Source organism: Virgibacillus sp. GM2-2, assembly GCF_055329585.1.
The window spans coordinates 48,583-73,384 of the sequence record NZ_JBUZWC010000005.1; the positions used below are offsets into that span (position 1 = coordinate 48,583).

The 24,802-nt window shown below is 34.9% G+C and carries 31 protein-coding genes and 1 riboswitch; of the genes, 26 read left to right on the plus strand and 5 right to left on the minus strand.

The window, feature by feature from the left end; translation table 11 throughout:
* Positions 1–555 precede the first annotated feature (555 nt).
* Entirely contained in the window at positions 556–993 is a 438-nt protein-coding gene (locus ACY9Z2_RS07865; RefSeq protein ID WP_463609074.1) for a peptidylprolyl isomerase, read from the plus strand.
* A gap of 235 nt (positions 994–1,228) precedes the next feature.
* Positions 1,229–1,594: a GNAT family N-acetyltransferase gene (locus tag ACY9Z2_RS07870; RefSeq protein ID WP_463609075.1), complete on the plus strand. Its 366-nt coding sequence runs from the start codon at positions 1,229–1,231 to the stop codon at positions 1,592–1,594.
* A gap of 84 nt (positions 1,595–1,678) precedes the next feature.
* On the opposite strand, the gene ACY9Z2_RS07875 is transcribed toward ACY9Z2_RS07870, so the two are convergent.
* Complete coding sequence (locus tag ACY9Z2_RS07875) at positions 1,679–1,768, minus strand: YjcZ family sporulation protein (protein WP_463609076.1); 90 nt, start codon at positions 1,766–1,768, stop codon at positions 1,679–1,681.
* Positions 1,769–1,906: 138 nt separating this feature from the next.
* Here ACY9Z2_RS07875 and ACY9Z2_RS07880 point away from each other — a divergent pair, with 138 nt between their 5' ends.
* From ACY9Z2_RS07880 to ACY9Z2_RS07960, 17 genes are all read left to right on the plus strand, one after another.
* Positions 1,907–2,644 (plus strand): segregation/condensation protein A, encoded by a 738-nt coding sequence (locus ACY9Z2_RS07880; RefSeq protein ID WP_463609077.1) that lies wholly within the window; start codon positions 1,907–1,909, stop codon positions 2,642–2,644.
* The gene (scpB, locus tag ACY9Z2_RS07885; protein ID WP_463609252.1) at positions 2,641–3,219 is read left to right on the plus strand and encodes an SMC-Scp complex subunit ScpB; all 579 of its coding nucleotides are present in this window, start codon (positions 2,641–2,643) and stop codon (positions 3,217–3,219) included. Before ACY9Z2_RS07880 ends, scpB begins: the two co-directional genes overlap by 4 nt.
* Before the next feature lie 308 nt (positions 3,220–3,527).
* Entirely contained in the window at positions 3,528–4,421 is an 894-nt protein-coding gene (locus ACY9Z2_RS07890; RefSeq protein ID WP_463609078.1) for a D-alanyl-D-alanine carboxypeptidase family protein, read from the plus strand.
* Complete coding sequence (locus tag ACY9Z2_RS07895; protein ID WP_463609079.1) at positions 4,414–5,004, plus strand: nucleoside recognition domain-containing protein; 591 nt, start codon at positions 4,414–4,416, stop codon at positions 5,002–5,004. Before ACY9Z2_RS07890 ends, ACY9Z2_RS07895 begins: the two co-directional genes overlap by 8 nt.
* Positions 5,001–5,531 (plus strand): spore maturation protein, encoded by a 531-nt coding sequence (locus ACY9Z2_RS07900; protein WP_463609080.1) that lies wholly within the window; start codon positions 5,001–5,003, stop codon positions 5,529–5,531. The genes ACY9Z2_RS07895 and ACY9Z2_RS07900 overlap by 4 nt, the downstream gene beginning before the upstream one ends.
* A 292-nt stretch (positions 5,532–5,823) precedes the next feature.
* Positions 5,824–6,552 (plus strand): pseudouridine synthase, encoded by a 729-nt coding sequence (locus ACY9Z2_RS07905; RefSeq protein WP_463609081.1) that lies wholly within the window; start codon positions 5,824–5,826, stop codon positions 6,550–6,552.
* A 53-nt stretch (positions 6,553–6,605) separates the two neighbouring features.
* On the plus strand, positions 6,606–7,184 hold the full coding sequence (gene resA, locus ACY9Z2_RS07910; protein ID WP_463609082.1) for a thiol-disulfide oxidoreductase ResA: 579 nt from the start codon (positions 6,606–6,608) through the stop codon (positions 7,182–7,184).
* 33 nt (positions 7,185–7,217) lie between these two features.
* Entirely contained in the window at positions 7,218–8,855 is a 1,638-nt protein-coding gene (resB, locus tag ACY9Z2_RS07915) for a cytochrome c biogenesis protein ResB (protein ID WP_463609083.1), read from the plus strand.
* Between the two features lie 27 nt (positions 8,856–8,882).
* Positions 8,883–10,073, plus strand: coding sequence for a c-type cytochrome biogenesis protein CcsB (gene ccsB / locus ACY9Z2_RS07920; protein WP_463609084.1), 1,191 nt, complete (start codon positions 8,883–8,885; stop codon positions 10,071–10,073).
* A gap of 106 nt (positions 10,074–10,179) precedes the next feature.
* A complete protein-coding gene (locus ACY9Z2_RS07925; protein WP_463609085.1) occupies positions 10,180–10,896 on the plus strand; it encodes a response regulator transcription factor in 717 nt (238 codons plus the stop codon).
* Positions 10,896–12,668 carry an ATP-binding protein gene (locus ACY9Z2_RS07930; protein WP_463609086.1) on the plus strand — a complete coding sequence of 591 codons (1,773 nt, stop codon included), beginning with the start codon at positions 10,896–10,898 and terminating at the stop codon, positions 12,666–12,668. Before ACY9Z2_RS07925 ends, ACY9Z2_RS07930 begins: the two co-directional genes overlap by 1 nt.
* A 55-nt stretch (positions 12,669–12,723) precedes the next feature.
* Positions 12,724–12,903: riboswitch (cobalamin riboswitch) on the plus strand.
* A 244-nt stretch (positions 12,904–13,147) separates the two neighbouring features.
* Positions 13,148–13,588, plus strand: coding sequence for a DUF4430 domain-containing protein (locus ACY9Z2_RS07935; RefSeq protein ID WP_463609087.1), 441 nt, complete (start codon positions 13,148–13,150; stop codon positions 13,586–13,588).
* A gap of 6 nt (positions 13,589–13,594) precedes the next feature.
* Complete coding sequence (locus ACY9Z2_RS07940; RefSeq protein WP_463609088.1) at positions 13,595–14,110, plus strand: ECF transporter S component; 516 nt, start codon at positions 13,595–13,597, stop codon at positions 14,108–14,110.
* 163 nt (positions 14,111–14,273) lie between these two features.
* The gene (locus ACY9Z2_RS07945) at positions 14,274–14,423 is read left to right on the plus strand and encodes a hypothetical protein (RefSeq protein WP_463609089.1); all 150 of its coding nucleotides are present in this window, start codon (positions 14,274–14,276) and stop codon (positions 14,421–14,423) included.
* 304 nt (positions 14,424–14,727) lie between these two features.
* Complete coding sequence (locus tag ACY9Z2_RS07950) at positions 14,728–15,273, plus strand: RNA polymerase sigma factor SigX (RefSeq protein WP_463609090.1); 546 nt, start codon at positions 14,728–14,730, stop codon at positions 15,271–15,273.
* The gene (locus tag ACY9Z2_RS07955) at positions 15,260–16,240 is read left to right on the plus strand and encodes a hypothetical protein (RefSeq protein WP_463609091.1); all 981 of its coding nucleotides are present in this window, start codon (positions 15,260–15,262) and stop codon (positions 16,238–16,240) included. Before ACY9Z2_RS07950 ends, ACY9Z2_RS07955 begins: the two co-directional genes overlap by 14 nt.
* A gap of 82 nt (positions 16,241–16,322) precedes the next feature.
* Complete coding sequence (locus ACY9Z2_RS07960) at positions 16,323–16,577, plus strand: helix-turn-helix transcriptional regulator (RefSeq protein ID WP_463609092.1); 255 nt, start codon at positions 16,323–16,325, stop codon at positions 16,575–16,577.
* 41 nt (positions 16,578–16,618) lie between these two features.
* Here the strand turns inward: ACY9Z2_RS07960 and ACY9Z2_RS07965 are convergent, their stop codons facing one another.
* Positions 16,619–16,873, minus strand: a complete 255-nt coding sequence (locus ACY9Z2_RS07965) for a ferredoxin (RefSeq protein ID WP_463609093.1) — start codon at positions 16,871–16,873, stop codon at positions 16,619–16,621.
* Positions 16,874–16,967: 94 nt separating this feature from the next.
* Between ACY9Z2_RS07965 and ACY9Z2_RS07970 the strand changes: the two genes are divergently transcribed.
* Genes ACY9Z2_RS07970 through ACY9Z2_RS07985 form a run of 4 tightly spaced genes read left to right on the plus strand, consistent with a single transcriptional unit; the run spans position 16,968 to position 20,492 of the window.
* The gene (locus ACY9Z2_RS07970) at positions 16,968–18,029 is read left to right on the plus strand and encodes a YpbB family protein (protein WP_463609094.1); all 1,062 of its coding nucleotides are present in this window, start codon (positions 16,968–16,970) and stop codon (positions 18,027–18,029) included.
* Entirely contained in the window at positions 18,022–19,584 is a 1,563-nt protein-coding gene (locus ACY9Z2_RS07975) for a RecQ family ATP-dependent DNA helicase (RefSeq protein ID WP_463609095.1), read from the plus strand. The genes ACY9Z2_RS07970 and ACY9Z2_RS07975 overlap by 8 nt, the downstream gene beginning before the upstream one ends.
* Complete coding sequence (locus ACY9Z2_RS07980; protein WP_463609096.1) at positions 19,577–20,173, plus strand: CPBP family intramembrane glutamic endopeptidase; 597 nt, start codon at positions 19,577–19,579, stop codon at positions 20,171–20,173. Before ACY9Z2_RS07975 ends, ACY9Z2_RS07980 begins: the two co-directional genes overlap by 8 nt.
* A complete protein-coding gene (locus tag ACY9Z2_RS07985; RefSeq protein WP_463609097.1) occupies positions 20,157–20,492 on the plus strand; it encodes a hypothetical protein in 336 nt (111 codons plus the stop codon). The genes ACY9Z2_RS07980 and ACY9Z2_RS07985 overlap by 17 nt, the downstream gene beginning before the upstream one ends.
* Before the next feature lie 88 nt (positions 20,493–20,580).
* Here the strand turns inward: ACY9Z2_RS07985 and ACY9Z2_RS07990 are convergent, their stop codons facing one another.
* From ACY9Z2_RS07990 to ACY9Z2_RS08000, 3 genes are read right to left on the minus strand one after another with little or no spacing between them, the layout of a single operon-like run.
* Entirely contained in the window at positions 20,581–21,150 is a 570-nt protein-coding gene (locus ACY9Z2_RS07990; protein WP_463609098.1) for a manganese catalase family protein, read from the minus strand.
* A gap of 45 nt (positions 21,151–21,195) precedes the next feature.
* Positions 21,196–21,459 carry a spore coat protein CotJB gene (locus ACY9Z2_RS07995; RefSeq protein ID WP_463609099.1) on the minus strand — a complete coding sequence of 88 codons (264 nt, stop codon included), beginning with the start codon at positions 21,457–21,459 and terminating at the stop codon, positions 21,196–21,198.
* Positions 21,452–21,682, minus strand: a complete 231-nt coding sequence (locus tag ACY9Z2_RS08000) for a spore coat associated protein CotJA (RefSeq protein WP_463609100.1) — start codon at positions 21,680–21,682, stop codon at positions 21,452–21,454. Before ACY9Z2_RS08000 ends, ACY9Z2_RS07995 begins: the two co-directional genes overlap by 8 nt.
* 111 nt (positions 21,683–21,793) lie before the next feature.
* Here ACY9Z2_RS08000 and ACY9Z2_RS08005 point away from each other — a divergent pair, with 111 nt between their 5' ends.
* From ACY9Z2_RS08005 to ACY9Z2_RS08015, 3 genes are all read left to right on the plus strand, one after another.
* Positions 21,794–22,573 carry a metallophosphoesterase gene (locus tag ACY9Z2_RS08005; protein WP_463609101.1) on the plus strand — a complete coding sequence of 260 codons (780 nt, stop codon included), beginning with the start codon at positions 21,794–21,796 and terminating at the stop codon, positions 22,571–22,573.
* A 92-nt stretch (positions 22,574–22,665) separates the two neighbouring features.
* Positions 22,666–23,244 carry a genetic competence negative regulator gene (locus ACY9Z2_RS08010; protein ID WP_463609102.1) on the plus strand — a complete coding sequence of 193 codons (579 nt, stop codon included), beginning with the start codon at positions 22,666–22,668 and terminating at the stop codon, positions 23,242–23,244.
* Between the two features lie 173 nt (positions 23,245–23,417).
* Entirely contained in the window at positions 23,418–24,698 is a 1,281-nt protein-coding gene (locus ACY9Z2_RS08015) for a Glu/Leu/Phe/Val family dehydrogenase (RefSeq protein WP_463609103.1), read from the plus strand.
* The last annotated feature ends 104 nt before the right edge of the window (positions 24,699–24,802 follow it).

Genomic DNA, 24,802 nt, shown 5'->3' on the forward strand with positions numbered 1-24,802 from the left:
ACTACGCTTTCCGGGCGCTTGCGCTGAGCCTCCCAGTGAGAACTGTAAACTAAACATTCTACGTCAAGGACACTGCTTGGTGTCGGACTGAGAATGCTTTATTTCCCTTTTTCACCTTTATTTTGAGGATTAACGGACACACGATTCCTTATTCAGCTAAAAAACATGATTTTCAACTGTTTTTACCCAAATAAGGAATCCTGAGTCCGATAACAACCGCATTTACCCTTATTTTACCCAGATTAGGCATCGTGTGTCCGTTAACTCCGCTAGCTGACATCCTGCATGCAACTTTCCAGTACGATCGAAATTGTTACTTGACTAGCCTTGCCCAAAGCGGAAATCAACGTTGTTGTTCCCATAAGCATGAATTTTCATTAGTTCGCATTACTTCAACTCTGAAAGTGCATAACAACAAAATTTACTAATTGATTCTTACGTTTAGATAAATTATACAGTGTACTTAAAATAATAATTAGTTGAATAAATTTAGTAAAGTGATAATATAAGGATTGTGTTAAATTCAATTCATTTTGATTAAAAGGAGATATACTAATGGCTAAAAAAGGATATATATTAATGGAAAACGGAAATAAAATCGAATTTGAACTTTTTCCTAATGAAGCACCTGGAACAGTAGAAAATTTTGAAAAACTTGCAAATGAAAACTTTTACGATGGTTTAACATTTCACCGAGTAATTGATGGATTTGTAAGCCAAGGTGGTTGTCCACAAGGAAATGGAACAGGTTCTGCTGGATATACAATTAAGTGTGAAACGGAAGGGAACCCTCATAAACATGTGGAAGGATCTTTATCAATGGCCCATGCAGGTAAAGATACTGGTAGTTGTCAATTCTTTATCGTTCATGAAGCACAACCACATCTTAATGGCGTACACACTGTCTTCGGACAAGTTATATCCGGTATTGAACATGCAAAGGCGATGAACAATGGGGATGTCATGAAAGAATTAAAGGTAGTTAACGATTAATTTATTATATAATCATGACAATTTAGTAATTTAGTAGTATGATTTATATTAAATTAGTAAAAGATAGTAGAATGAAGACAGTTGACAAAAAGTTCAGAGTAAGGCATAACTATATATACACTCTAGTGTAGGTAAATGGTTTTAAATATAGATAACCTCATCTAAGTAGATTAGTTGACGGAAAATCGTTTTGCTTACCGTGGTAGCAACGTTACATTCATAATGAGGGGTATTTATGTTAATTCGGTTTAAGAAAAACTTAGAAAAAATTGCAATGGGATTACTTTCCTTTATGCCAGAAGAAAAGGAAGTAAAAAAATTGCAGCAAACCATAAAAGAATATGAAACTAATCCAGATTGGCATCTATACCTATGGAAAGACGAAGATATTATAGGTGCGATTGGTGTTCGAATCGAGGATGACATTAACGCAGTGATTCAACATATTTCTGTGAATCCTTCACATCGAAGCATGGGTATTGGTAAAAAGATGGTAAACGAAGTAAATAAGGTTTATCAAGATAAGTATGCCGTTTGTGCAGACGACTTAACACAGCAGTTTTATAATAAATGTGATGAGGCTATAAACGAGGATGAATAAGCCAAAAAGCCAGCCCAATTAAAAAGGGTTGGCTTTTTGGTATAATAATAATAAGTTATTGTTAGTTGACTTGCCTTAATAAAACTACATCCATGCAGCTCCCACAATAATGAGAAGAATGAACAACACAACGATTAACGCAAAGCCATTGCCACCGCCATAGTTACCACTCATAATAAAACTTCCTCCTTTTTGTAAATGTTTCTTATAACATTTATCTTACGTTAATAACGTATGTTGACATACGTTACTGTGTATAGGCGAATATGACAATAATCAATTAAAAATTTTTTTGGAGAGGAAGAATGGGCTGTGAATCAAGCATATCATGTTAAATTAGATGGGTTTGAAGGACCGCTTGATTTATTACTTCATTTAATAAAGCAATACGAAGTGGATATTTATGATATACCAGTTGCTACGATAACAGAACAATATATGCAATATATACATACCTTGCAACGATTAGAGTTAAATATTGCAAGTGAATATCTCGTGATGGCAGCAACGTTAATAGCGTTAAAAAGTCAAATGCTACTTCCGATTGAACAAATAGATGAAGATGACGATGAATATATAGAGGATCCCCGAGCGGAACTAATGAACCGTTTGATTGAATACAGAAAATATAAAGAAGCTGCAGAATCACTTAAACAAAAGGAAACAGAGTCCAATGAGATTTACACACGAGAACCGGTTATTTTTGACCATATTGATAGCAGCCAACCGATGCTGAATACGGATACTTCTATATATGACATGTTATCAGCGCTTAATAAATTGTTCGAACGTAAAAAATGGACTGAACCTTTGGATACTAAAATTAAAAAAGTGGAAATTCCAATAGAACAACGAATGGACGAGGTAATAACAGTTGTAAAACACGCTACAGAAGGTATATCCTTTTATGATCTTTTCGTTTATCAATCACGATCGCATATTGTTGTTACGTTTATAGCAATATTGGAGTTAATGAAGGCGAAAAAGATTTATTGTGAACAGAAAACTCATCTGGATTTATTACAGGTATATTATATGGAGGAACAATAGTGGAGAAAGAACATAAGGCTATAGTAGAAGGCTTATTATTTGCAAGTGGTGATACAGGTATAACTGTTTCACAACTAGCAAAGATTATGGAGGTTAATCAAGCAACAATAGAATACTTAGTAGAAGAGTTAAAATTTGACTACGAACGTACTGATCGTGGCATTATGATACTGCAATCTCAAAACGCGTTACACCTTACAACAAAACCAGAACACAGTCAGTATTTCCAGCGTTTGTTTGAAAATCCGAAGATGAGTAAAATGTCTCAAGCAGCATTAGAGACGCTTGCAATAATTGCTTATCAACAACCAATTACACGGACGGAAATTGAAGAAATCCGTGGAGTAAAAAGTGATCGACCTGTACAAACATTGCTAGCGAGGTCACTAATTGAAGAAGCTGGTAGAAAAGAAAGCATTGGTAGACCTGTATTGTTTATTACGAGTAAAGAATTTCTGACTTATTTTGGGCTTTCTTCAATAGAAGAATTGCCACCATTGCCCGAAAATGTAAATGAAGGTGACTTAGATCAAGAAGCAGATTTATTTTTTGAGAAATTTAATGAGGGTATCTAACTAATAAGTTCGATGACTGGTTGAACAGCCAGTGATTGGGCTTTTTTTAATAGCAAAGAAAGTATAAACGAAACGCTGTCTAGCTCCAGCGCCTAGACACTCGAGACATAAGCAGTCCACTTCCGTGTGGTAAAACCCCCACACTGCAGTGTTCTGCTTATGCTAGTCGTGTCTTTCGAGGCGCTTGCGCTTTTCTTTTATAAAGTAATCATATCAAGTGTGGCCAAGCATAGACTATAAGGAATAAAGAAAAGCGAGTCGACTTACGAAGTGACTGAACAAGATAAGATTGCGGGAGGAACCCTAATATGCGAATGGCAATTATCTCTTATTTTATAATAGGGTTGATACTATTATTTCCACTACATGGAATGGCAAAGCCTGGTGTATCAGCAACTAATGCGGTAATGATGAATGAGCAAACCGGTGAAGTTTTATACAATAAAAATGCTCATGAAAAGGCGGAGATAGCCTCCATTACGAAGATTATGACTGCCATCATTGCTATTGAATCAGGTAAAATGAATGAAATGGTAACGGCAAGCAAGCGCGCAGTATATACGGAAGGATCATCGATCTATTTAGAACAAGGTGAAAAAATGAAACTAAAAGATTTAGTTTATGGCCTGATGCTACGCTCAGGAAATGATGCTGCTGTTGCAATTAGTGAACATGTTGGTGGAAGTGTTGAAGGATTTGTCTACTTAATGAATCGGAAGGCACGTTGGATAGGTATGACAAATACAAATTTCGAAAATCCAAGTGGACTTGATGGTGAAGAGCATTATTCGACGGCCTATGATATGGCACTGTTAATGCAATATGCAATGGATAACAAGGTATTTCAAAAAATTACGAAGACCGAAATGTATAAATCTGATTCTAGAGACTACGCATGGAAAAACAAAAATAAACTTCTAACAACTTACTATGAGTACTGCACTGGTGGGAAAACTGGCTATACCAAAAGTGCGGGTAGAACATTAGTATCTACTGCGACTAAAAATGGAGTCGATCTTATTGTTGTAACATTACGTGATCCAAATGATTGGATTGATCATATAAATCTATATGAGTGGGGATTCAAAAATGCAGACGAGCCCACGTTTCAACTAAATAGTGATCCAAAAGGAAACAAAAGTTTCTTAGATAATTTTGAACATATTTATCGCCAGATAGTAGGAATCGATGTAAATGGTTAATCTTATTTGGGCATGTATGGCAATGATCGGAATTATCTACGCCATGTTTAACGGTACCATGGATGAAGTGAATAAAGCACTTTTTGAAAGTGCAAATAATGCTGTTACACTGTCAATCGGTTTAATCAGTGTATTAGTATTCTGGCTAGGTATGATGAAAGTAGCCGAGGCGGCAGGTATTTTGAAATTTTTAATCAGGCTTTTTAGACCTGTTGTAGAAAAACTGTTTCCGGAAATTCCAAGAGACCATCCTGCCATGGGTTACATTCTTTCTAATATAGTGGCCAATATGTTCGGTCTAGGAAATGCGGCAACTCCAATGGGATTAAAGGCAATGGAGCAGATGAAAGAGTTAAGTGGAACAAATACTGCTTCTAGATCAATGATAACTTTTTTAGCAATTAACACGTCAAGTTTGACATTAATTCCTACAACAGTAATTGCTATTAGAATGCAGTATGATTCTGCTTCCCCAACCGAAATAGTAGGAACGACAATTATAGCAACGATCATTTCAACCGTAAGTGCACTTATTATTGATCGATATTTTTATTATAAGAGCGTGAGGAGCGACCCGAAATGAGTATGATAACCACAATCAGTGCATGGCTAATTCCTTGTTTTATATTAATTATTTTATTAACTGCCACGTTTAAAAAAATACCGACGTACGAAACTTTTGTTGAAGGAGGTAAAGAAGGTGTCAAACTGGCATTTTCTCTACTTCCTTTTTTGGTAGGGATGATTGTTTCAATTGCAATATTACAGGCTTCAGGTGCCATGTCTGCATTTATTCATTTAATTAGTCCGATACTCACCTTTATTGGTGTGCCTGCTGAAATTATTCCATTGGCGTTAGTTCGACCTATATCTGGTACTGCTGCTTTAGGTATGACTACAGATATAATTGAAACATTTGGTCCAGACTCATTTTTAGGGCGATTGGCTTCTACCATGCAAGGTAGTACTGATACCACGCTCTATATATTGACTGTTTATTTTGGAGCTGTCGGGATTAAAAAAATGCGATATGCACTAAAGGTTGGACTATTGGCCGATTTAATTGGTATAATAGCGTCAATCATTATTGTAACAATTGTTTTTGGATAAAATAGAAGTAGAACGTGGCGTTAGCATTATGTTAACGCTCTTGTTATGTTTAGAGGATAGGATGGCTGTTTAGAAAATGGCACAATAAATATAAAATCGAGTACTCAGGATCCAGACTCAGAAGGTGCTATTTCACGTGAATTACATTTTTTTAGTGGACCAAGTATGGTAGTCAGGATAGAAATCAACATAACAGTTAAGTTACAGTTTATATTAATTTTGAAGGTTAAGAGGAACAAAGTTTACAAAAAGAGCTTAAGACTATAAAAAGGAACATGGTGATGATATGACAATGGAACGATTACAAAAGATTATTGCGCAAAGTGGAGTAACATCTAGGCGGAAGGCTGAACAATTGATTTTAGATGGTAAAGTCAAGGTTAATAATAAGACTGTTACCGAACTGGGTTCAAAAGCTTCTCCCACTGACCAAATAGAAGTAGAAGGCGTGCCTTTAACAAAGGAAGTACCCGTATACTATATGTTATATAAACCAAGAGGGGTTATATCAAGTTTAAAAGATGAAAAAAACAGAAAGATAGTCACTGACTTTCTAGAGGATGTCCCGGAACGAGTATTTCCAATTGGGCGACTAGATTATAATACATCCGGTATTCTGCTATTAACAAATGATGGTGAATTCGCAAATCTTTTAATGCATCCAAAGCACGAGGTGAACAAAGTGTACGTGGCGAAAGTAACCGGAATCCCTGAAAAAAGTGAACTTAACGTTCTGCGAAAAGGTGTAAAAGTGGATGATGACTTATTACGTGTGGTAGGTTATAAAATACTTTCTACTGATAAAAGCAAAAAGTCCTCGATTATCGAATTAACACTAAATGAAGGGAAAAATAGACATATTAGACGAATGATGGAACAAATCGGATTTCCAGTTCAAAAATTAAAGCGTGAAAGATATGGATTGCTAACCTTACAGGGACTTCAACCAGGAGATGCAAGACCGTTAACACCACATGAGGTGAAGCAAATGCGACATATGGCAAGTGAAATTGTTAAATAATAGTCAAATTTGACAGACTTTGCACATGGTATAATGGCATGGGAGTGAGATTCGTGAATGTAGATCAAATTAAAGCAAACAAAAAACAAAAAAAACGTAATCGCCTAATCTTTCGTACAATTGTTTTACTTATACTATTGGCCGCTGTATTATATGCACTTATTTCTAATTTAACAAAAGATACGACTAAAATTGATGTCGGTTCAAATATAGCTGAATTCGATTTCACACTGGAGCAAATAAATGAAAATAACGAAAAAGAAACGATTCAATTAACTGATCTAAAAGGAAAAGGTATCATGTTAAATTTCTGGGCAACGTACTGTAAACCGTGTGAAGCAGAAATGCCTTATATGCAAAAACTGTACCCAGAGTATAAAGAAAAAGGCGTTGAAATCGTTGCTGTGAATTTAGATGCAACGAAGCTTGTTGTTGATCGTTTTATCGATCAGTATGACCTAACGTTCCCAGTTCCATATGATAAAACTGGTCAGGTTATGGAATTGTATGATATCGGTCCAATACCTAGTACATTTTTTATTAACCCTGAGGGAGAAGTAGTCGAGATTGTAGAAGGTGCACTGACACTGGATAGTTTAGAAGGGTACTTAAAACAAATTCAGCCCGAATAATTATTGTAAACACTACCGATGTGAGGGATTCAGATGAATAATATTAAATGCGAATGCGGGCATGTAAATCCAGAGGGTACTGTTCTATGTGAAGCTTGTGGTAAACCAATCGAGGGAAATCAGCACATAGATGGTAATGATAAAACAAAGCTTTTAAACATGCGGTATGATGGAAGTGCGCGTCGCTCGCAAACGTATAAGAAATCCATTGTAGATAAGATATGGAATTTTTTCTCTTCAGTAAAGATAGGGGTATGGTTGATTGTTCTAGCGTTAGTAGCTTCTGCTCTTGGAACGATTTTTCCACAAGAACAATTTATTCCGGCTAATGCCGAATCGAGAGACCCCGCAGTATACTATGAAGCTACTTATGGACTTATTGGACAACTCTACTACCAATTAGGCTTTTATGATTTATATGGCTCATGGTGGTACATGCTATTAATTGCGTTAATTGGAATTTCGCTAGTGATTTGTAGTATCGATCGCTTTGTCCCACTTTACAAGGCTTTAAAAAATCAAAAAGCAAAACGACATAAAACATTTTTAAGCCGCCAGCGTTTATACAGTGAATCGGACCACGTATCTGATGATGATAAACAAGCAATTATCGATTCATTAAAAAAACAACGTTACAAGGTTCGTGACGAAGAAGGTCACATTCTAGCTGAAAAAGGCAGATTTTCTAGATGGGGTCCTTATGTAAATCACATAGGATTAATTATTGTATTGATTGCAGCTATTCTGCGTATGACAACACCAATGTACATAGATGAGTATATGTGGATTCGTGAGGGAGAACGTCAAGTAATTCCGGGAACCCATGGTGAATATTATGCGAAAAATAAAGATTTTATTCTAGAAACCTATGATAAAGATAACGAACGTTTTGAAGAAGCTATTAAAAAAGAAGGTGTAGTAGCAAAAAACTTTGAAACGGAATTAGTTATTTATAAAGAAAAAGAAGGATCCGTAACGGGTGCTGAACCGAAATTAGAAAAAATTAAAGAAGATAGTATTCGATTAAACCATCCATTAAAGTTCGATGGCTATACATTATACCAAGCTGGTTATCAAAAAAATGAATTTACTAGTATGTCATTTAAAATTCATGAAACGGATGACCAAGATGAGACTGCTTTAGGTTCATTTACGATCGATTTAACCTCACCAGAATCAGAATACAAGTTGGATAATGGATTTCGAGTAGTGATCGATCAATATTATCCAGAGTATTATTTGGACAATGGTGAACCTAGATCTAAATCTAAATTTCCAAGAAATCCAGCATTTGTTTTCTTTGTATACCCTCCAGGTAGTGATGAACCTGAAATTAGTTTTGTTGGGATAAGAAAGAATATTGATGCAACTGGAGAGAATGATTATAAACTAGGTTTAACGGACTTCGAAATGCGTGATGTCAGTGGAATTACAGTGCGTAGAGACTATACATTACCTTTCTTTATAGTTGGCGCTGTGATCTTTATGATTGGTGTTATTCAAGGAATGTACTGGCAACATCGAAGAATATGGATTCATCCGAAACAAGGTAAATTATTAATGGCAGCACATACAAATAAAAATTGGCATGGGATGAAAAAAGATATTGAGCAAGCAATAGAGAATACGGACGTGAAAATGGTTCGCGACCAGCAAGAGTTACCAGATTAATGCCATTAGGTTCAAAGGAGGAGTTTCATGGATACACTACTTAATATTAGTAGTACAATGTTATATACAGCTTTTTTCTTGTACTTACTTGCAACGTTTTTCTTTGGTGCAACTATTCGTGATAAGCGAAGTACAAGTAAAAAGGGGAAAGCTGGAACAATTGGTATTACGATAACAATTATTGGTTTTTTAGCACAAATTGTTTATTTTATCACCAGGTGGATGGCAAGTGGACATGCTCCAGTAAGTAATTTATTTGAGTTTGTTACGTTTTTTGGAATGGCTATGGTCTTTGCGTTTATTATTTTATACTTTATTTATAAAGTGAGCGTTTTAGGACTATTCGCTTTACCAATTGCGTTAATCGTAATTGCATATGCTAGTATGTTTCCAACTGAGATTTCACCTTTGGTTCCATCACTTCAAAGCCATTGGTTATATATACATGTGACAACGGTCTCTTTAGGTGAGGCAATTTTATCAATAAGTTTTGTTGTGGGTCTTATTTACTTGATCCGGACAATCGATCAATCCAAAAGTAGTAAGCGTACTGCATGGTTAGAAGTTGTGTTATTTTCTTTACTTATTTTTGTTGGATTTAGTTTAATCAGTGTGATCTTTAATGTAGCAGGATATAGTGCACAGTTTGAGTACACGACGAATAATACTGCGACAACAACTGAATACCAATTACCAGCAATTGTTGCCCCGTATGAAGGGGAACTACTTACTGATGGAGTTATGCAACCATGGTTTGAGGCTCCTTCCTGGATGCATGGTGTAGATGCAGGGCGTAAATTTAATACATTAATCTGGTCGGTGGTTGTTGGGTTAATCCTTTATGGGATCTTAAGATTAATATTACGTAAACGTATTGGAGCTGCGATACAACCAGCACTTAAAAAAGCAAAACCAGAATTACTCGACGAAATTTCTTATCGTGCAGTAGCAATTGGTTTTCCAGTATTCACACTTGGTGGATTAATTTTTGCATCTATTTGGGCACAAATTGCCTGGGATAGATTTTGGGGTTGGGACCCGAAGGAAGTTTGGGCATTGATTACTTGGTTCTTTTATGCTGCTTTCTTACATTTACGACTCTCAAGAGGTTGGCATGGTGAAAAATCGGCTTGGTTAGCAGTTGGTGGCTTTGCCATTATTATGTTTAACTTAATAGCGGTTAACCTCGTGTTAGCAGGACTTCATTCGTACGCATAAATCGGTTGAAAACAGGGCATTGTTATTCGAAAGGATGAATAATGCCTTGTTTTTCCATATACAGTGTTATACTTTGACTAAAGGGATTTATTGAGGAGGATATGACATGGAGGAAAGTACAAAAGTATTAGTGGTTGATGATGAGGATAGAATTCGCCATCTAATTAAACTGTATTTAGAACGTGAAGATTTTGAGGTAGAAGAGGCGGATAATGGGACTACCGCTTTAGAAATGGCTTTAGAAAAGGATTATGATGTCATTTTATTAGATATCATGATGCCTGGAATGGATGGTATAGAAGTATGCCAAGAGTTGAGAAAAGAAAAACAAACTCCAGTTATTATGTTGACGGCTAAAGGTGAAGAAGCAAACCGTGTACAAGGATTCGAAGTTGGTACGGACGATTATATCGTAAAACCTTTTAGTCCACGCGAAGTAGTTTTAAGAGTGAAAGCAATATTACGAAGATCATCACAATCAAAATTTAAGGAAAGTGATGGAGCTCCTAAAGATATGCTCATTTTCCCTCATCTTTCAATTAACCATGATGCACATCGTGTACTTGCAGATGGTAAGGAAGTTAGTTTGACACCAAAAGAATATGAATTGTTATGCTTTCTTGCAAAGGCTCCGGATAAAGTATTTAATCGTGAGCACTTATTAAAAGAAGTTTGGCAATACGAGTTTTTCGGTGATTTACGAACGGTTGATACACATGTGAAACGTTTACGAGAAAAATTAAATAATGTATCTAGCGAAGCATCAAAAATGATTGTTACGGTATGGGGAGTTGGATACAAATTCGAGGTAGATGATAAGTAATGTTTTGGCGAAGTGTAGTAGGGAAACTGGCAGTAACTATTCTATTGCTAGTTTCTTTTGTATTATTTATATTAACCATTTTCTTACTGGAATTTTTTGAAAACTTTCATGTAGAAGAAGCTGAGGAAGATCTGCTTCAAACCGCAAAGAAAGTGTCGGTAATGGTTCAACATTATCAGAACGATAAATTAATTTTTGAAACAACAGAGCATATAAAAGATGGGTCTAGTCGAGTTGCTATTCTTTTTGACGACGGATCACTTTGGGTCTCAAAAAGTAGCAATAAAGACTTGCCAGCGTTTGATCCATTATGGATAAAAAAGTACGACATGCTTGAATTAGCTGTATCGCAAAATCGAGAAGTAAAAAAACAAATTATGCTTCCAAAAAGTGAAAGCAAAATAATGGTTGTTGGAACACCAGTCGGTAATGGAAATGGGGATGGCACCGTATTTGTTTATCAATCATTAGATGTGGTGGATAAGACTAAAGCAGAAACTACACAAATTATCTTTGTAGCTGCAGGTATTGCAATCATACTAACTACTATTTTCGCTTTCTTTCTATCCACAAGAATAACATCTCCATTAATTAAAATGCGTGAGGCTGCATTTGATTTAACAAGAGGAGAATTCAATACGAAAGTGCCTATTCTAACGCATGATGAAATTGGAGAATTGGCAATGGCTTTTAATCGTATGGGTCGCCAATTAAAGTTCCACATCAATGCGCTAAGACAAGAAAAAGAACAACTTTCAAGCATTGTTAGTTCGATGGCAGATGGAGTAATTACATTAAATCGTAATGGTGAAATGATAGTAACGAATCCACCTGCAAAACAATTCATTGAAAGCTGGTATTACGAAAATAGTAAGCAACTCATAGATACTGATAACCAGTTACCTGATGAACTAAATAGTATTTTACAAGAAGTAATCAATAGTGAAGAGGCTGCAGTCCACGAAATTAGTTTGCAGGGGAGAAACTGGGTAATGATTATGACACCATTATATGACCAAATGTATGTTAGAGGAGCAGTTGCAGTTATTCGTGATATGACAGATGAGCGACGTTTAGACAAACTTAGGAAAGATTTTATTGCGAATGTCTCTCACGAATTACGTACACCAATTTCTATGTTACAGGGATACAGTGAAGCAATCGTAGACAATGTAGCAGAGTCCAAAGAGGATAAAAATGATTTGGCTAAAATTATTCACGAAGAATCGCTACGTATGGGACGTTTGGTAAATGAATTACTAGACCTTGCTAGAATGGAAGCAGGTCATATTCAACTTAACATTGAAAAAATAGACGCAAATACGTATATTAACCGAATCATTAAAAAGTTTAATGGTGTTGCCCAAGACAGAAAAATCGACTTACAGTTAGAAACTGTTAATATTAGTTCCACTATTATGATTGATCCAGATCGAATGGAACAGGTATTTACTAATCTAATCGATAATGCGATTCGTCATACAAATGAACGAGGTTATGTAAAGGTGATGGCTAAAATAATAGATGATGATCTGGTCGTATCTATTGAAGATAGTGGAAGTGGTATTCCAGAAGAAGATATACCATTTGTTTTTGAACGATTTTATAAGGCAGATAAATCGAGAACGAGGAGTAAGCAGAAAAAAGGAACTGGTTTAGGATTAGCAATTGCTAAGAATATTGTCGATGCACATCAGGGAACAATTTCAGTAAAAAGTAAGCTTAATGAAGGAACGACATTTACTTTCAAAATACCTGTAAAATCGTCATAAAAACAATTGCTTATTGCATGACAGTTTGATAGGATTAAAGATGTAATTTAATTGAATACAAATGGAGAAAAATGGCGCATACGCTTAATAGGGAATCTAGTGAAAAACTAGAACTGTCCTCGCAACTGTAAGTGATGTACGAAATAAGCAGATCCACTGTATGAATTCATATGGGAAGGGCTTAGAGTAGATTGATATCACAAGTCAGTAGACCTGCCTTTTTCTTATGTTTCAATGCTTCGAGGATAAAAGCGATTGAGATAACCGAAAAGTAGTATGAATGTATATGAATTCGATTGTCTTATTAAAGCTAACTCTTTCCGAAGAGTTAGCTTTTTTGCCTATTTTGGCATTTAAATATTTTAGACATTAGTATATTGCGTCTTTTGATTCGCAAGCACTTTTTTATGTACATTACCTATGAGTAACGGATATCAAACGCCTAAATCTTCACAATAACATTATTTGGAGGGTTAAAGATGGGGAAATTTAAGTTATTAGTAGTTTCATTTATGTTAGTAATTGGAGTTCTAGCGGGGTGTAGCGCTGATAGTGAGAATGATCAAAAATCAAATACATCAAATCAGCAAACAGAATCAACCGAAAATGCTGCTTCTGAAAATGAACAGAAGGAAGAAATCGTAACCATTTCTATAACTAAAAATAAAGGTGCAGAAACAGTTACAGAAAAAGAAATCGAAATTGAAGATGGAGCAATTTTGATGGATGTAATGAAGGAAAACTTTGAGATAGTAGAGAAGGATGGATTTATCACGTCGGTTGAAGGAATTAAAGCTAATGAAAGCGAAAAAATGTTCTGGAGTATATCTGTTAATGGTGAAACAGCGATGAAAGGTGCTAACGAATTAAAATTAGCGCCTGGTGATACGGTTAGTTTTGATTTGCAAGCTTGGGAATGATAAATAATGAACCCATATAAATTAACATTACTTGCTTTATTAGCAGCACTTGCAGTAGTTGGGAGGTATGCTTTCTCTTTTATTCCAAATGTCCAGCCAGTTACTGCAATAATTATTATTTGTGGACTATTCCTTGGGCCAGTAGCTGCTATGACGTTGGCTTTTTTAACGACGTTTTTGACTAATTTGATTTTAGGAATGGGGATCTGGACGGTTTGGCAAATAGTAGCTTGGGCAATCATTGGATTGATAAGCGGATTAATCGGTAAGTATAGAAGGAAGCATTCAATCGTATTACTTACAGTCTTTGCTGTATTTTGTGGTTATTTTTATGGTTTTGTTATTTCGCTAGCTACATATACGGTAGCAGGAGAATTTATACCTTATTATTTAGCAGGTCTATCATTTGATACGGCACATGCGGTTGGAAACGGAATATTTATGGTTTTACTTTATCCGACCATTTCTTTTCTATTTAAAAAATATGCATATGAACGATTTTCGATTCAAAATACCAACTAAAATACGGTTGGTATTTTTTTCATTGATATGAGAATATAAAACTATAGATAAAAGAATTTGCATAAAAAAGTCATTTAAAATATTAAGAATGTATAATCTGATTTTTTATGAGTATTCAACAAAGAAAAGATAAAGTATCAGATAGATCCGCAGTCGAAGTAAATTGCGAACTAGTGAAAATTATGCTTATGTAACAGCAACGTTGATTTCCGCTGGCGGCAAGGCTAGTGAAGTAACATTTTCGACCGTACTGAAAAGATTGCATGCAGGATGTCAGCTAGCGGACACACGATCCCTTATTTGGTTAAAATAAGGGTAAATGCGGTTGTTATCGGACTCAGGATTTCTTATTTGAATAAAAACAGGTGAAAATCATGTTTTTTAGCTGAATAAGGCATCGTGTGTCCGATAATCCTCGAAATAAAGGTAAAAAAGGTAAATAAGGAATCCTCAGTCCGATACCCTTGACGTACTATTGCTAGCCCCCTGCTTAGTTCGCAGTCTACCTATAAATAAACCTAGTTACTTCTAGGTTTTTCTCATATTTGTCCGTATAGTAATAGTAGCTGTAACTTTTTAGCCCAAATAACGACTAATTTGTTGAACGGAGAATCATTATGAAAGATATTTTTGGAAAATTATATGATAGCTATCATCATGACTTGTATAAGTTTGTTTTTTACATGGTTAAAGATAAACAGCTTACGGAAGATTTAGTTCAAGAAATTTATATTAAAGTAATGAAATCATATAAAAATTTCCGAGGCGAAAGTAGTGAAAAGACATGGCTATTTTCAATTGCAAGACATATCACAATAGATTACTTTCGTGCCCAAAAACGAAAACAAAAACGTATCTATGATTTTTTTGATTGGTCAAATAAAGGGCAGTTGTTACCAGATAACCATCCGTTACCAGATGAAATTGCTGAACGAAATGAAGAAATACAGACCATATACAATTATTTAGATTGCTGTACTCCGGATCAAAAAAGTATTATTATTTTGCGATATATACAATCTTTTTCTGTTAAGGAAACTGCAGAAATTTTAGGATTTAGTGAAAGTAAAGTAAAAACTACGCAGCATCGAGGGTTAAACGTACTAAAGGAGCTAATTAGTAAAAATGATCAAAAAGGGGGGATGCATGATGACGTCACATAAACATCAAGAGGATCACTTAAAAAAGGCATTGAAAAACATGCCTGACGTGGATCATTTAACTGATAAAGATGAATTATATCAGCGCATCTCAACCAAAATGTACAAGACAAAAAAGAAACGAAGAAATTGGGTATTCCTTCCCGCCGTCAGTACTGTTTTTATTGGTTTTATAATGTTTGTTGTAATAATGAACAGTAATGGTAATTTTACGGTGCAAAATGATCAATTGAAAGAGCAAGCTAGCTTTGAATCAGCAGCAATAGATGAGTCAGCTAATGATCAGGCAAAAACAATGCAAAAGAATGAATTAAGCGTTGTGAGAGACCATAATGAACTTATCGTTCAAGCAATAAGTGACGATGAAAGGATTATACTTGGAAAAATATTTGATACCAAAGCAGATTATGTTATTCCTGTGTCATTTGTTCTTCCAAATGATCAGGCGAAAAATTCTATTAAGGAACAAATTCAAACGCTAACAAATGATTTATCTACCATGTTTCATGGAAACCAGTACAGATTCAGAATTGATGAAGAAAATGTATACAGAAGTGGTCAGATACCTCCACTTCAAAAAACTAGTTACAAATTGTATAGGCATCCAGATAATCAAATCGAAATGTTAGTGCCAAGTGCTGAGAAAGGTGACCAAACTATAGTAGATGCCTTAAAAGAAATGAAAAATAATGAGGAAATTTCATATATTTACCCAACAATTCCTTCAAATGTTTCTTTCACGATAGAAAAAAACGAGAAAAATTTACACATCTATTTTGATGAAAGTTCATCCATTGAAAATAGTAAGCAGTATCAGACAATGATAGAGGCAATGTTATCAACTGCAAAAAGTTATGGTTATACAAAAGTTATGTTTAAGAATCTGCATGTTGATCGAATTGGAATATACAATCTCAGTGAGCCAATACAAGTTCCAAAGGCGATTAACCCGATTAGAAATTTAAATTAATTCTGTTCGTGCAGTTGACTTTCTAGTAAGCAATAACTAGTATTAAATTAATTAAAATGTTATACAGTGGGAATGATGCAGGATGGATCAGGCAAAGGTAGTTGATTCTCTATCTAGCAAAATGAAATTAATTAGAGTGGAATATGATTATACACAAGATCAGATGGCTACTGTACTTGGTATATCTAAAAAAACACTTGTACAAATAGAAAAAAATAGAATAAAAGCAAACTGGACGACGATTGTTGCACTCTGTGCGCTGTTTCAAGAAAGTGAAATAATTAAAGGCGTAATCGGAGAAGATGTAATAAAATGCATTGAAGTCCTTGCGCATTAGTATTAATAAATCTGGTCTTTTAAATAAAACAGAGGACAAGATTATACATCTTCATATTTTAAAGGATCCCCATCGAACCTATTTTCGGACACTTTAATAGAATCGGTAGGGCACCCTTCATAGGCGTCGATCATATCCTCTTCTAATATTTCTGGGATTGAAGTATTTCCCTTGTTGTTATCTATTACCGCGTATGCTAGTCCTTCATCATCATAATCATAGATATCTGGTGCTGCAGCTCCACATGCGCCGCATGCAATACATGTTTCTATATCAACTATTGTATATTTAGGCATTAGCTTCCTCCTATTGCTCGCACTACTTCCATTGTAAAGCTGAACAAATGACAATTCAACTTAATATCAATCATTTTATAATAGGGGTTCCGTTATGTTACTTGAAGGAATTATTTTAACATGTAGTTTACAATTAGAACAAAACAGAACGAATTCAGCAGTCTATCATTTAATAACTGGTAAAAAATCGATACAGACCGTCCAAGATGCTCATGTTTACCGTTTAAAGCAATTTTATGGGGTTGATAAGCTGTTAACTAAACAGGAATTTAATCAAGTGGTAGAAGACATGGACGATAATAGCTTAATAGAAAGCACTGAATCTGGAAAGATAGTCGTTACTCCGGAAGGAAAGCGTTGGATGCGAGATCATGCTAGTCAATTAAAATTGGACACCTATAATGGATTACTCTTTCATTCTGTTACAAATATTTTCTATGATCGATTACTATTATTTATTCAAGCATTATCTAACAGCAGCAATAATAATCATTCCTACATCCCAGTCATAGATAAATCAGCAACCCTACAATGGATGAAGTCTATCTACAAGCAATTAAAGCCAAGATTACGGGAATATTTTACAAAAATGCATGAAGAATTACATCAGTTACTTTCTTTATTTACTTCCGAGGAAGCATCCATTTATGTAGATCGACTGACAGGTTACAGAGCTTATGGAAGCAGTAAAGAACAAATAGCTTTGACTTATAATATGACAAGTAAAGACATTCAATTAATAATTGAAAGGATGAATCACCAAATATTGAACGTCATAATGAACAGGGGAAATTCTTTTCCAGTTTGTGCTTTTCTTATTAAAGACCTTACAAATAAACAATTTATTACCGATTCAGCTGAAAGAACCTATCAATTGCTAAAGAAGGATCTTACTGTCAGTGATATTAAAAGAATTAGAAGGATAAAAGAAAATACAGTATACGATCATATTGTTGAAATAGCTTTGTTCACTCAAGATTTTCAAGTTAACAAATTTGTGCCTGAAAACGAGCGTCAACAAATAATAGAAGCTGTTCAGAAAGAGAATTCATATAAATTGAAGTCAATAAAGCAAAGTGTTGCACAAAGTATTAGTTACTTTCAAATTCGATTAGTTCTGGCAACTATGCAACATACAGGTGATCAAGATGAATAGTCCGTACATATCATTAGAAAAACAATTACAAGCTCATTTCGGCTACACAACATTCCAAATGGGTCAAGAAGAAATAGTTCGGGACGTGATGCGGGGTAAGGATGTTCTCGGAATACTTCCAACAGGTATGGGAAAATCGTTGTGTTACCAATTACCTGCAAAGATGTTATCTGGTACAACTATCGTTGTCTCTCCACTTATTTCACTGATGATTGATCAAGTAAAGCAGCTTAAAGCTTTAAATTTTAAAGAAGTTGTTGCATTAAATAGTTTTATCGATTGGACTGAACGAAGTACTATTTATCAGCAGCTAGAAAAATATAAATTAATTTATGTATCTCCAGAGCTTCTTCAACAACATGAGTTAAGGAAACAGCTAAAAAAATTGTCCGTTCAATTGTTTGTTATTGACGAAGCACATTGTATTTCACAATGGGGACATGATTTTCGTCCAGATTATTTACGATTAAGTAACATAATTGCTGAATTGAATAATCCTGTAGTACTAGCTTTGAGTGCTACTGCACCAAGGGAGATCCAGCAAGATATTAAACATATTATTAAGCGCCCTAAAATGGTGGATCATATCTACCCAATGGATCGAGAAAATATTATTTTTGACGTAAAAAAGGTAGTAAACGATAATGAGAAGAATGAGTGGATATTAGAACAAGTAAAACAGATGCGTGTTCCTACAATCATTTACTTTTCGAGTAGGGATGCAACAGAGCATGTTACATCATTTTTGATGAAAAACCAAGATGGTTTAAGGGTTGCACATTATCATGGTGGTATGGAAACGACAGACCGGATTTCAGTGCAGCAACAATTTATGAATAATCAACTCGATGTAATATGCTGCACAAGCGCATTCGGAATGGGCATTAACAAAAAAGACATTCGTTTCATTATTCATTATCATATTCCGACGCAGATTGAATCATTTATTCAAGAGGTTGGAAGGGCAGGTCGGGATGGGAAGGAATGCGTTAGTGTTCTTCTTTACTCGGATCACGATCATCTTCTTCCAGCAAAATTAATTGAGAGGGAGCTTCCCCAAAAAAACGAGTTGATCTATGTTTTTCAACAACTCTATGAAATGTATTGCAAAGGTATACAAATTCCTACTATTTTAGAGCAAGTTGAGTCTATTCTACAAATACAGGAAAGTCAGTGGAGATTTTTGCACTATCAATTTGAAAAGCATGATATGATAAAAGATAAACAGATTGTCTTTAATAAAGATAAGTGGAAGTTAGCCTTTGAATCTTTAACCAATATTATTCAGGAAAGACTTGATATAAAAGAGAAAAAATTGAAAGAAATGGTTGACTGGATTCATACAGACGAATGTTTGCGAGCGCTACTTTATAAAGAATTTCAGTCCTCTTATACGAAACCAAAACATAAATGCTGTAGTAATTGCGGGTTTAGCCTGGCGGAATGGAACATACAAAAGCCACTAGTGAAAGTGAAAGATCTTACCTGGGAGGAAAAATTACAAGCCATTTTTACAAGTAATTCTCAGTCATCATCTGGAGGTAAAAATGCATAAGCAAAGTGAAATTATTAAGCAGTTATCAGTCCGGGAGCTAAAAACACAATTAGTCCTTTCACAGCTAATTCTACTAGTTCTTAGTCTTGTACTTAGTTATTTTCTATTTGAATCATTCGGAGTGTGGTTTGATAACTTTAAACTTTCGCTCATTGACATAATCTATTATGGTCTAATTCCAGGGCTAATCATTGTATTCATTGACCTGATTGCAATACGTTTTCTGCCAAAAAGATTCTACGATGACGGTGGCATAAATGAACGGATTTTTCGTAATCTTTCTATTAGGGAAATTTTCTTTTTCACGTTACTGGTGGCTGTAGCAGAAGAATTACTATTTAGAGGGGTAATTCATATAACTTTTGGTTACTTTATTGCAAGCATATTGTTTGCACTTATTCATTTTCGTTATTTATTTAAACCTGTATTACTAGCTTCCATATTACTTGTGAGCTTTTATATTGGTTTTCTGTTTGAGATTACGGGGAACTTATTTGTAACAATTACAGCACATTTTGTCGTCGACTTTATATTAGGTTTAGTTATTCGTTTTCAAAAAAGAGGTGTTGTTTATGACGGAGAAAAATGAAAGACGCGATGATCAAGCGACTGAGCTTCGAAAATTATTCAATGAAGTACAAGGGAATGAATCAGCTAATTCAAATGTGAGTTCAGATATTTACTCACTGGAGGATGATTCACAAACGAAACAAGCATCCCGTGAAGTTGATATTTTAAATCTCCCACCACGAAAAGAAATTCATGGTAATAAAAAGAAACATACTCGAGTAAAGGTTAGTCGCCCATTTGTCCGTTTCAGCTTTGTCATTGTTATCGTTATCATTTTAATACTTTCTATTTATTTACTGTGGGATAACAATTTGGTAGATATTCCTATTAGTTTTTAAAAACCTTGGCTAGTTGCCAAGGTTTTATTGTGAAGGCTTGTTGCATTTAAATGTAAAAAATGCCGCTGAATTCCAGCGACACGTTTCTTTAAAATATTGTTTTCTTATCTCGTTCTTCTTTAAGGATCTCAACTGCTTCTCTAAATCTTAAAGAATGAACAATTTCTCTTTCTCGTAAAAATTTTAAACTATCATTTATTTCTGGGTCATCGGACAAGTTAATTAACCATTGATAGGTTGCTCTTGCTTTTTCCTCCGCAGCTATATCTTCATATAAATCTGTGATAGGATCTCCCTTGGCTTGGAAATAAGTTGCTGTAAAAGGAGCACCAGCAGCATTATGAAAGAATAAAGCCTTATCGTGATCTGCATAATGTCCACCCAGACCAGCCTCTTTCATTTGTTCTGCTGTTGCGTCCTTTGTCAGTTTATATACCATTGTAGCTATCATTTCCAAATGAGCAAATTCCTCTGTTCCAATATCATTTAATAGTCCAACAACTTTATCTGGAATGGTATACCGTTGATTTAAATAACGTAATGCAGCTGCCAATTCTCCATCTGCTCCACCATATTGTTCGATTAAGAATTTTGCAAGCATTGGATTGCAATCCCGTACCTTTACCGGGTATTGCAATTTTTTCTCGTAATACCACACGACAATTGTCCTCCCATCAGAATTGGATTTTCTAAGGTGATCTAGTTAAACTTGCCATGGCCACGGTGTATTATCCCAATCCCATGGATAGTTGGAGTAACTTCTACCAAAATGCATGAGCGGTCCGAACTTTTTTTCAAATGCGTTTTTAAGTTGTTTGCTCTTCTTAACGTTTAAGTTAAACTGTTCTATGGCATCATAATCATCATTATGTGTATCCAAATACAGGTTAAGTTCTACCAGGACAAAATCAATTGCTTGTATTTCTTCTAGTAATTGATAATATTCTGGAGGCATCGCTTTATTCATTATCATCACCTCGATTTGTGGAACGCGGATTAGGATATGGACTAAATAGGTCTGGCCATAATGTTCCATGGTATAAGGCGGATTTTGGATCAAATTGTTGTAGCCCTGGTGGTTGGAAGGGAATATATAGCTGTGGTGGAGTGGGATAGCTCTTCACTCTCATTGGTGGACAGGGGTCTTTTGGGCTAATATATGGCTCCCAATATTTGAATTGAGTAAACATATTATTCTCCTTTCGTTTTAATAATCAGTATCCATCTATATGTATGTGCGGACAATTTGTCCTATTCTGTAATGTGATAAAATATACTTGTATCATAAAGGAAAGGAAATAATGAGGATGTTATTTTTTCTGCTAATTGGAGTCGTTATATTATGGATAGTATTTTATATGGTTTATTTGGCTCATCATGATACAATAGAAAGCCAATCGGTAATTGATCAGGATCTCCCTGATGGGTTTAATAATTTCCGGTTGTTGTTTATATCTGATATTCATCGTAGGAAATTAAATGAAAAAACAATAAATAATATTGAACAACATATTGATATGGTAATAATAGGTGGCGATTTAAAGGAAAAAGGTGTGCCGCTAGCGCGAGTGAAGAAAAATGTAAAACTGTTAAAGAAGTGGAAGTCACCTATGTATTTTATATGGGGAAATAATGACTATGAAGAAAATCCTGACGCATTATATCAATTACTTAAAGAAGAAAACGTTGTGATCTTAGCTAATGAAACAGAAAAGGTTGCAGCAGTAAATGGGGATCTGATTAATTTGGTGGGTCTTGATTGCTGTAAGTATAAAGAAGCACGTTTTGACTTGGCAATTAATGGTATTAATGATGCGTATACAATTTTAGTTACGCATGCCCCGAGTGGCTTTTTTGAAATGGAGAAACACGAAAAAAATAAAGTTAACTTAGTATTAGCTGGCCACACGCATGGTGGGCAAATTCGAATATTTGGTTTTGGTCCATATGAAAAAGGAAGTTATAAAAAAATAGATAATACAAATATGTTAGTAAGTGAAGGCTATGGATATACAAAGCTGCCCTTACGTCTAGGTACCAAATCGGAATGTCACGTGTTGCATTTTAAACAATGCGATTAAGAGTATGTGCAAAATATTCAATTGTTGCATATAGTATAACAAGAAACAAAATACATGATTAATAAGTGTAGAATGTGAAGGGGGTTTCTGCATTGCGTATTGAACGAGTTTCAAATGATCAGTTTACCATTTTTTTAACATTTGATGACTTAATTGAACGTGGGTTTACTACACAAGAGCTTTGGAGCGATGTTAAAAATGCTGGAAATTTATTTAGTGACATGATGTATGAAGCTAGTAGTGAACTTGGTATTGAGTTAGAAGGAATGCTCCTTGTACATGTACATTTAATGCAGGCACAAGGGATGCATGTTTATGTAACGCAAAAAATGGAATACTCCAATTGGGATGAGGATTTTATTGAAATGAAAGTTACCTTAGATGAAAGTAATGAATTAATATTTTCTTTTCAAGAGTTTGAGGATTTAATTCAAGTAGCTTCTTATTTAGCTAATGCTTCTATCACTGGTGGAAAAATATATTTTATGAATGAACGATATTATATGCTTTTACAAGACAACGATTTAAATAGGACACATAAAGAAAATGTAATCGCAATTTTATCCGAGTTTTCATCACCAAGCATTGTGACATCTGCAAGATTAGAAGAATATGGAAAAGTGATTATGAATGATGATGCAATCCATCAAATAATTCGCAATTTTTATTAATAATCAGACGATATAAGACACAAATTAAAGCATATATGTTGCCGTTTTCATTTCTTTAAAATAATTGAAGAAAAAAGGCTTTCTTTTATTGCATATTTATGATGAAAGTGTATACTAATCTCTGAGTACAGCTATATATATTATAATGAGTAGATTTACTAGGAGGTAAATTCATGGTAGCCGATAAAGCAGCAGATTCTACTAAAGAACAAAATAAAAAGAACAACGTATTAAATTCAACAAGGACTGTTGTAAAAACCGCATTAGAAAAATTGGGTTATCCTGATGAGGTATTTGAATTATTAAAAGATCCTATTCGAATGATGACAGTGAGAATTCCAGTTCGAATGGATGATGGCTCGATGAAAATTTTTACAGGTTATCGTGCACAACACAATGATGCAGTTGGTCCAACTAAAGGTGGGGTAAGATTCCACCCAGATGTTACAGAAACAGAAGTAAAAGCACTATCCATTTGGATGAGTTTAAAAGCAGGAATCGTTGATCTTCCATATGGTGGTGGTAAAGGTGGTATTGTTTGTGATCCACGTGAAATGTCCTTCCGTGAGTTAGAAGGTGTTAGTCGTGGTTATGTACGTGCCATTAGTCAAATTGTTGGTCCAAACAAAGATATACCTGCACCAGATGTATTTACAAATTCACAGATTATGGCTTGGATGATGGATGAATATAGCCGTATTGACGAATTTAATAGTCCTGGATTTATTACTGGTAAGCCAATCGTTTTAGGTGGTTCACATGGTAGAGAATCTGCAACTGCAAAAGGTGTTACAATTTGTATTAATGAAGCAGCAAAGAAAAAAGGTATTGATGTAAAAGGTGCGAGAGTTGTTGTCCAAGGGTTTGGTAACGCAGGTAGCTTTTTGTCTAAATTCTTATATGACGCAGGTGCAAAGGTAGTAGGTATATCAGATGCTTACGGTGCACTACACGACCCAAATGGCCTGGATATTGATTACCTTTTAGATCGACGCGATAGTTTTGGAACGGTTACGAAATTATTTGATAATACTATTTCCAATAAAGATTTACTTGAACTTGATTGTGATATTTTGGTTCCTGCAGCAGTTGAGAACCAAATTACAGAAGAAAATGCTCATAACATCAAAGCTAGCATTGTAGTTGAAGCCGCGAATGGTCCAACTACTTTAGAAGCGACCAAAATATTATCTGATCGTGGAATATTATTGGTGCCAGATGTTCTAGCTTCTGCTGGTGGAGTAACGGTATCTTATTTTGAGTGGGTGCAAAATAATCAAGGGTACTATTGGGAAGAAGAAGAAATTGAAGAGAAGCTTAATAAGATTATGGTTAAGGCTTTCAACTCAATTTATAACACAGCAGAAACTAGACGTGTAGATATGCGTTTAGCAGCATATATGATTGGTGTAAGAAAGATGGCTGAAGCATCTAGGTTCCGTGGTTGGGTGTAAGAATAGGAATATGAAAAAACTATTGACCTGAAATAAATGACGAAAAAACTCTTATCATGTATAGTTAGATAGGAGTTTTTTTATTGTCAATTTGTAAGCTGTAG

What these genes read in the sequence shown, in the direction of transcription:
- ACY9Z2_RS07865 (WP_463609074.1), top strand. Translation starts at nt 556, where the DNA reads ATGGCTAAAAAAGGATATATATTAATGGAAAACGGAAATAAAATCGAA.
- ACY9Z2_RS07870 (WP_463609075.1), top strand. Translation starts at nt 1,229, where the DNA reads ATGTTAATTCGGTTTAAGAAAAACTTAGAAAAAATTGCAATGGGATTA.
- ACY9Z2_RS07875 (WP_463609076.1), bottom strand. Translation starts at nt 1,768, where the DNA reads ATGAGTGGTAACTATGGCGGTGGCAATGGCTTTGCGTTAATCGTTGTG.
- ACY9Z2_RS07890 (WP_463609078.1), top strand. Translation starts at nt 3,528, where the DNA reads ATGCGAATGGCAATTATCTCTTATTTTATAATAGGGTTGATACTATTA.
- ACY9Z2_RS07895 (WP_463609079.1), top strand. Translation starts at nt 4,414, where the DNA reads ATGGTTAATCTTATTTGGGCATGTATGGCAATGATCGGAATTATCTAC.
- ACY9Z2_RS07900 (WP_463609080.1), top strand. Translation starts at nt 5,001, where the DNA reads ATGAGTATGATAACCACAATCAGTGCATGGCTAATTCCTTGTTTTATA.
- ACY9Z2_RS07905 (WP_463609081.1), top strand. Translation starts at nt 5,824, where the DNA reads ATGGAACGATTACAAAAGATTATTGCGCAAAGTGGAGTAACATCTAGG.
- resB (WP_463609083.1), top strand. Translation starts at nt 7,218, where the DNA reads ATGAATAATATTAAATGCGAATGCGGGCATGTAAATCCAGAGGGTACT.
- ccsB (WP_463609084.1), top strand. Translation starts at nt 8,883, where the DNA reads ATGGATACACTACTTAATATTAGTAGTACAATGTTATATACAGCTTTT.
- ACY9Z2_RS07925 (WP_463609085.1), top strand. Translation starts at nt 10,180, where the DNA reads ATGGAGGAAAGTACAAAAGTATTAGTGGTTGATGATGAGGATAGAATT.
- ACY9Z2_RS07930 (WP_463609086.1), top strand. Translation starts at nt 10,896, where the DNA reads ATGTTTTGGCGAAGTGTAGTAGGGAAACTGGCAGTAACTATTCTATTG.
- ACY9Z2_RS07935 (WP_463609087.1), top strand. Translation starts at nt 13,148, where the DNA reads ATGGGGAAATTTAAGTTATTAGTAGTTTCATTTATGTTAGTAATTGGA.
- ACY9Z2_RS07940 (WP_463609088.1), top strand. Translation starts at nt 13,595, where the DNA reads ATGAACCCATATAAATTAACATTACTTGCTTTATTAGCAGCACTTGCA.
- ACY9Z2_RS07950 (WP_463609090.1), top strand. Translation starts at nt 14,728, where the DNA reads ATGAAAGATATTTTTGGAAAATTATATGATAGCTATCATCATGACTTG.
- ACY9Z2_RS07955 (WP_463609091.1), top strand. Translation starts at nt 15,260, where the DNA reads ATGACGTCACATAAACATCAAGAGGATCACTTAAAAAAGGCATTGAAA.
- ACY9Z2_RS07960 (WP_463609092.1), top strand. Translation starts at nt 16,323, where the DNA reads ATGGATCAGGCAAAGGTAGTTGATTCTCTATCTAGCAAAATGAAATTA.
- ACY9Z2_RS07965 (WP_463609093.1), bottom strand. Translation starts at nt 16,873, where the DNA reads ATGCCTAAATATACAATAGTTGATATAGAAACATGTATTGCATGCGGC.
- ACY9Z2_RS07970 (WP_463609094.1), top strand. Translation starts at nt 16,968, where the DNA reads ATGTTACTTGAAGGAATTATTTTAACATGTAGTTTACAATTAGAACAA.
- ACY9Z2_RS07975 (WP_463609095.1), top strand. Translation starts at nt 18,022, where the DNA reads ATGAATAGTCCGTACATATCATTAGAAAAACAATTACAAGCTCATTTC.
- ACY9Z2_RS07980 (WP_463609096.1), top strand. Translation starts at nt 19,577, where the DNA reads ATGCATAAGCAAAGTGAAATTATTAAGCAGTTATCAGTCCGGGAGCTA.
- ACY9Z2_RS07985 (WP_463609097.1), top strand. Translation starts at nt 20,157, where the DNA reads ATGACGGAGAAAAATGAAAGACGCGATGATCAAGCGACTGAGCTTCGA.
- ACY9Z2_RS07995 (WP_463609099.1), bottom strand. Translation starts at nt 21,459, where the DNA reads ATGAATAAAGCGATGCCTCCAGAATATTATCAATTACTAGAAGAAATA.
- ACY9Z2_RS08000 (WP_463609100.1), bottom strand. Translation starts at nt 21,682, where the DNA reads ATGTTTACTCAATTCAAATATTGGGAGCCATATATTAGCCCAAAAGAC.
- ACY9Z2_RS08005 (WP_463609101.1), top strand. Translation starts at nt 21,794, where the DNA reads ATGAGGATGTTATTTTTTCTGCTAATTGGAGTCGTTATATTATGGATA.
- ACY9Z2_RS08015 (WP_463609103.1), top strand. Translation starts at nt 23,418, where the DNA reads ATGGTAGCCGATAAAGCAGCAGATTCTACTAAAGAACAAAATAAAAAG.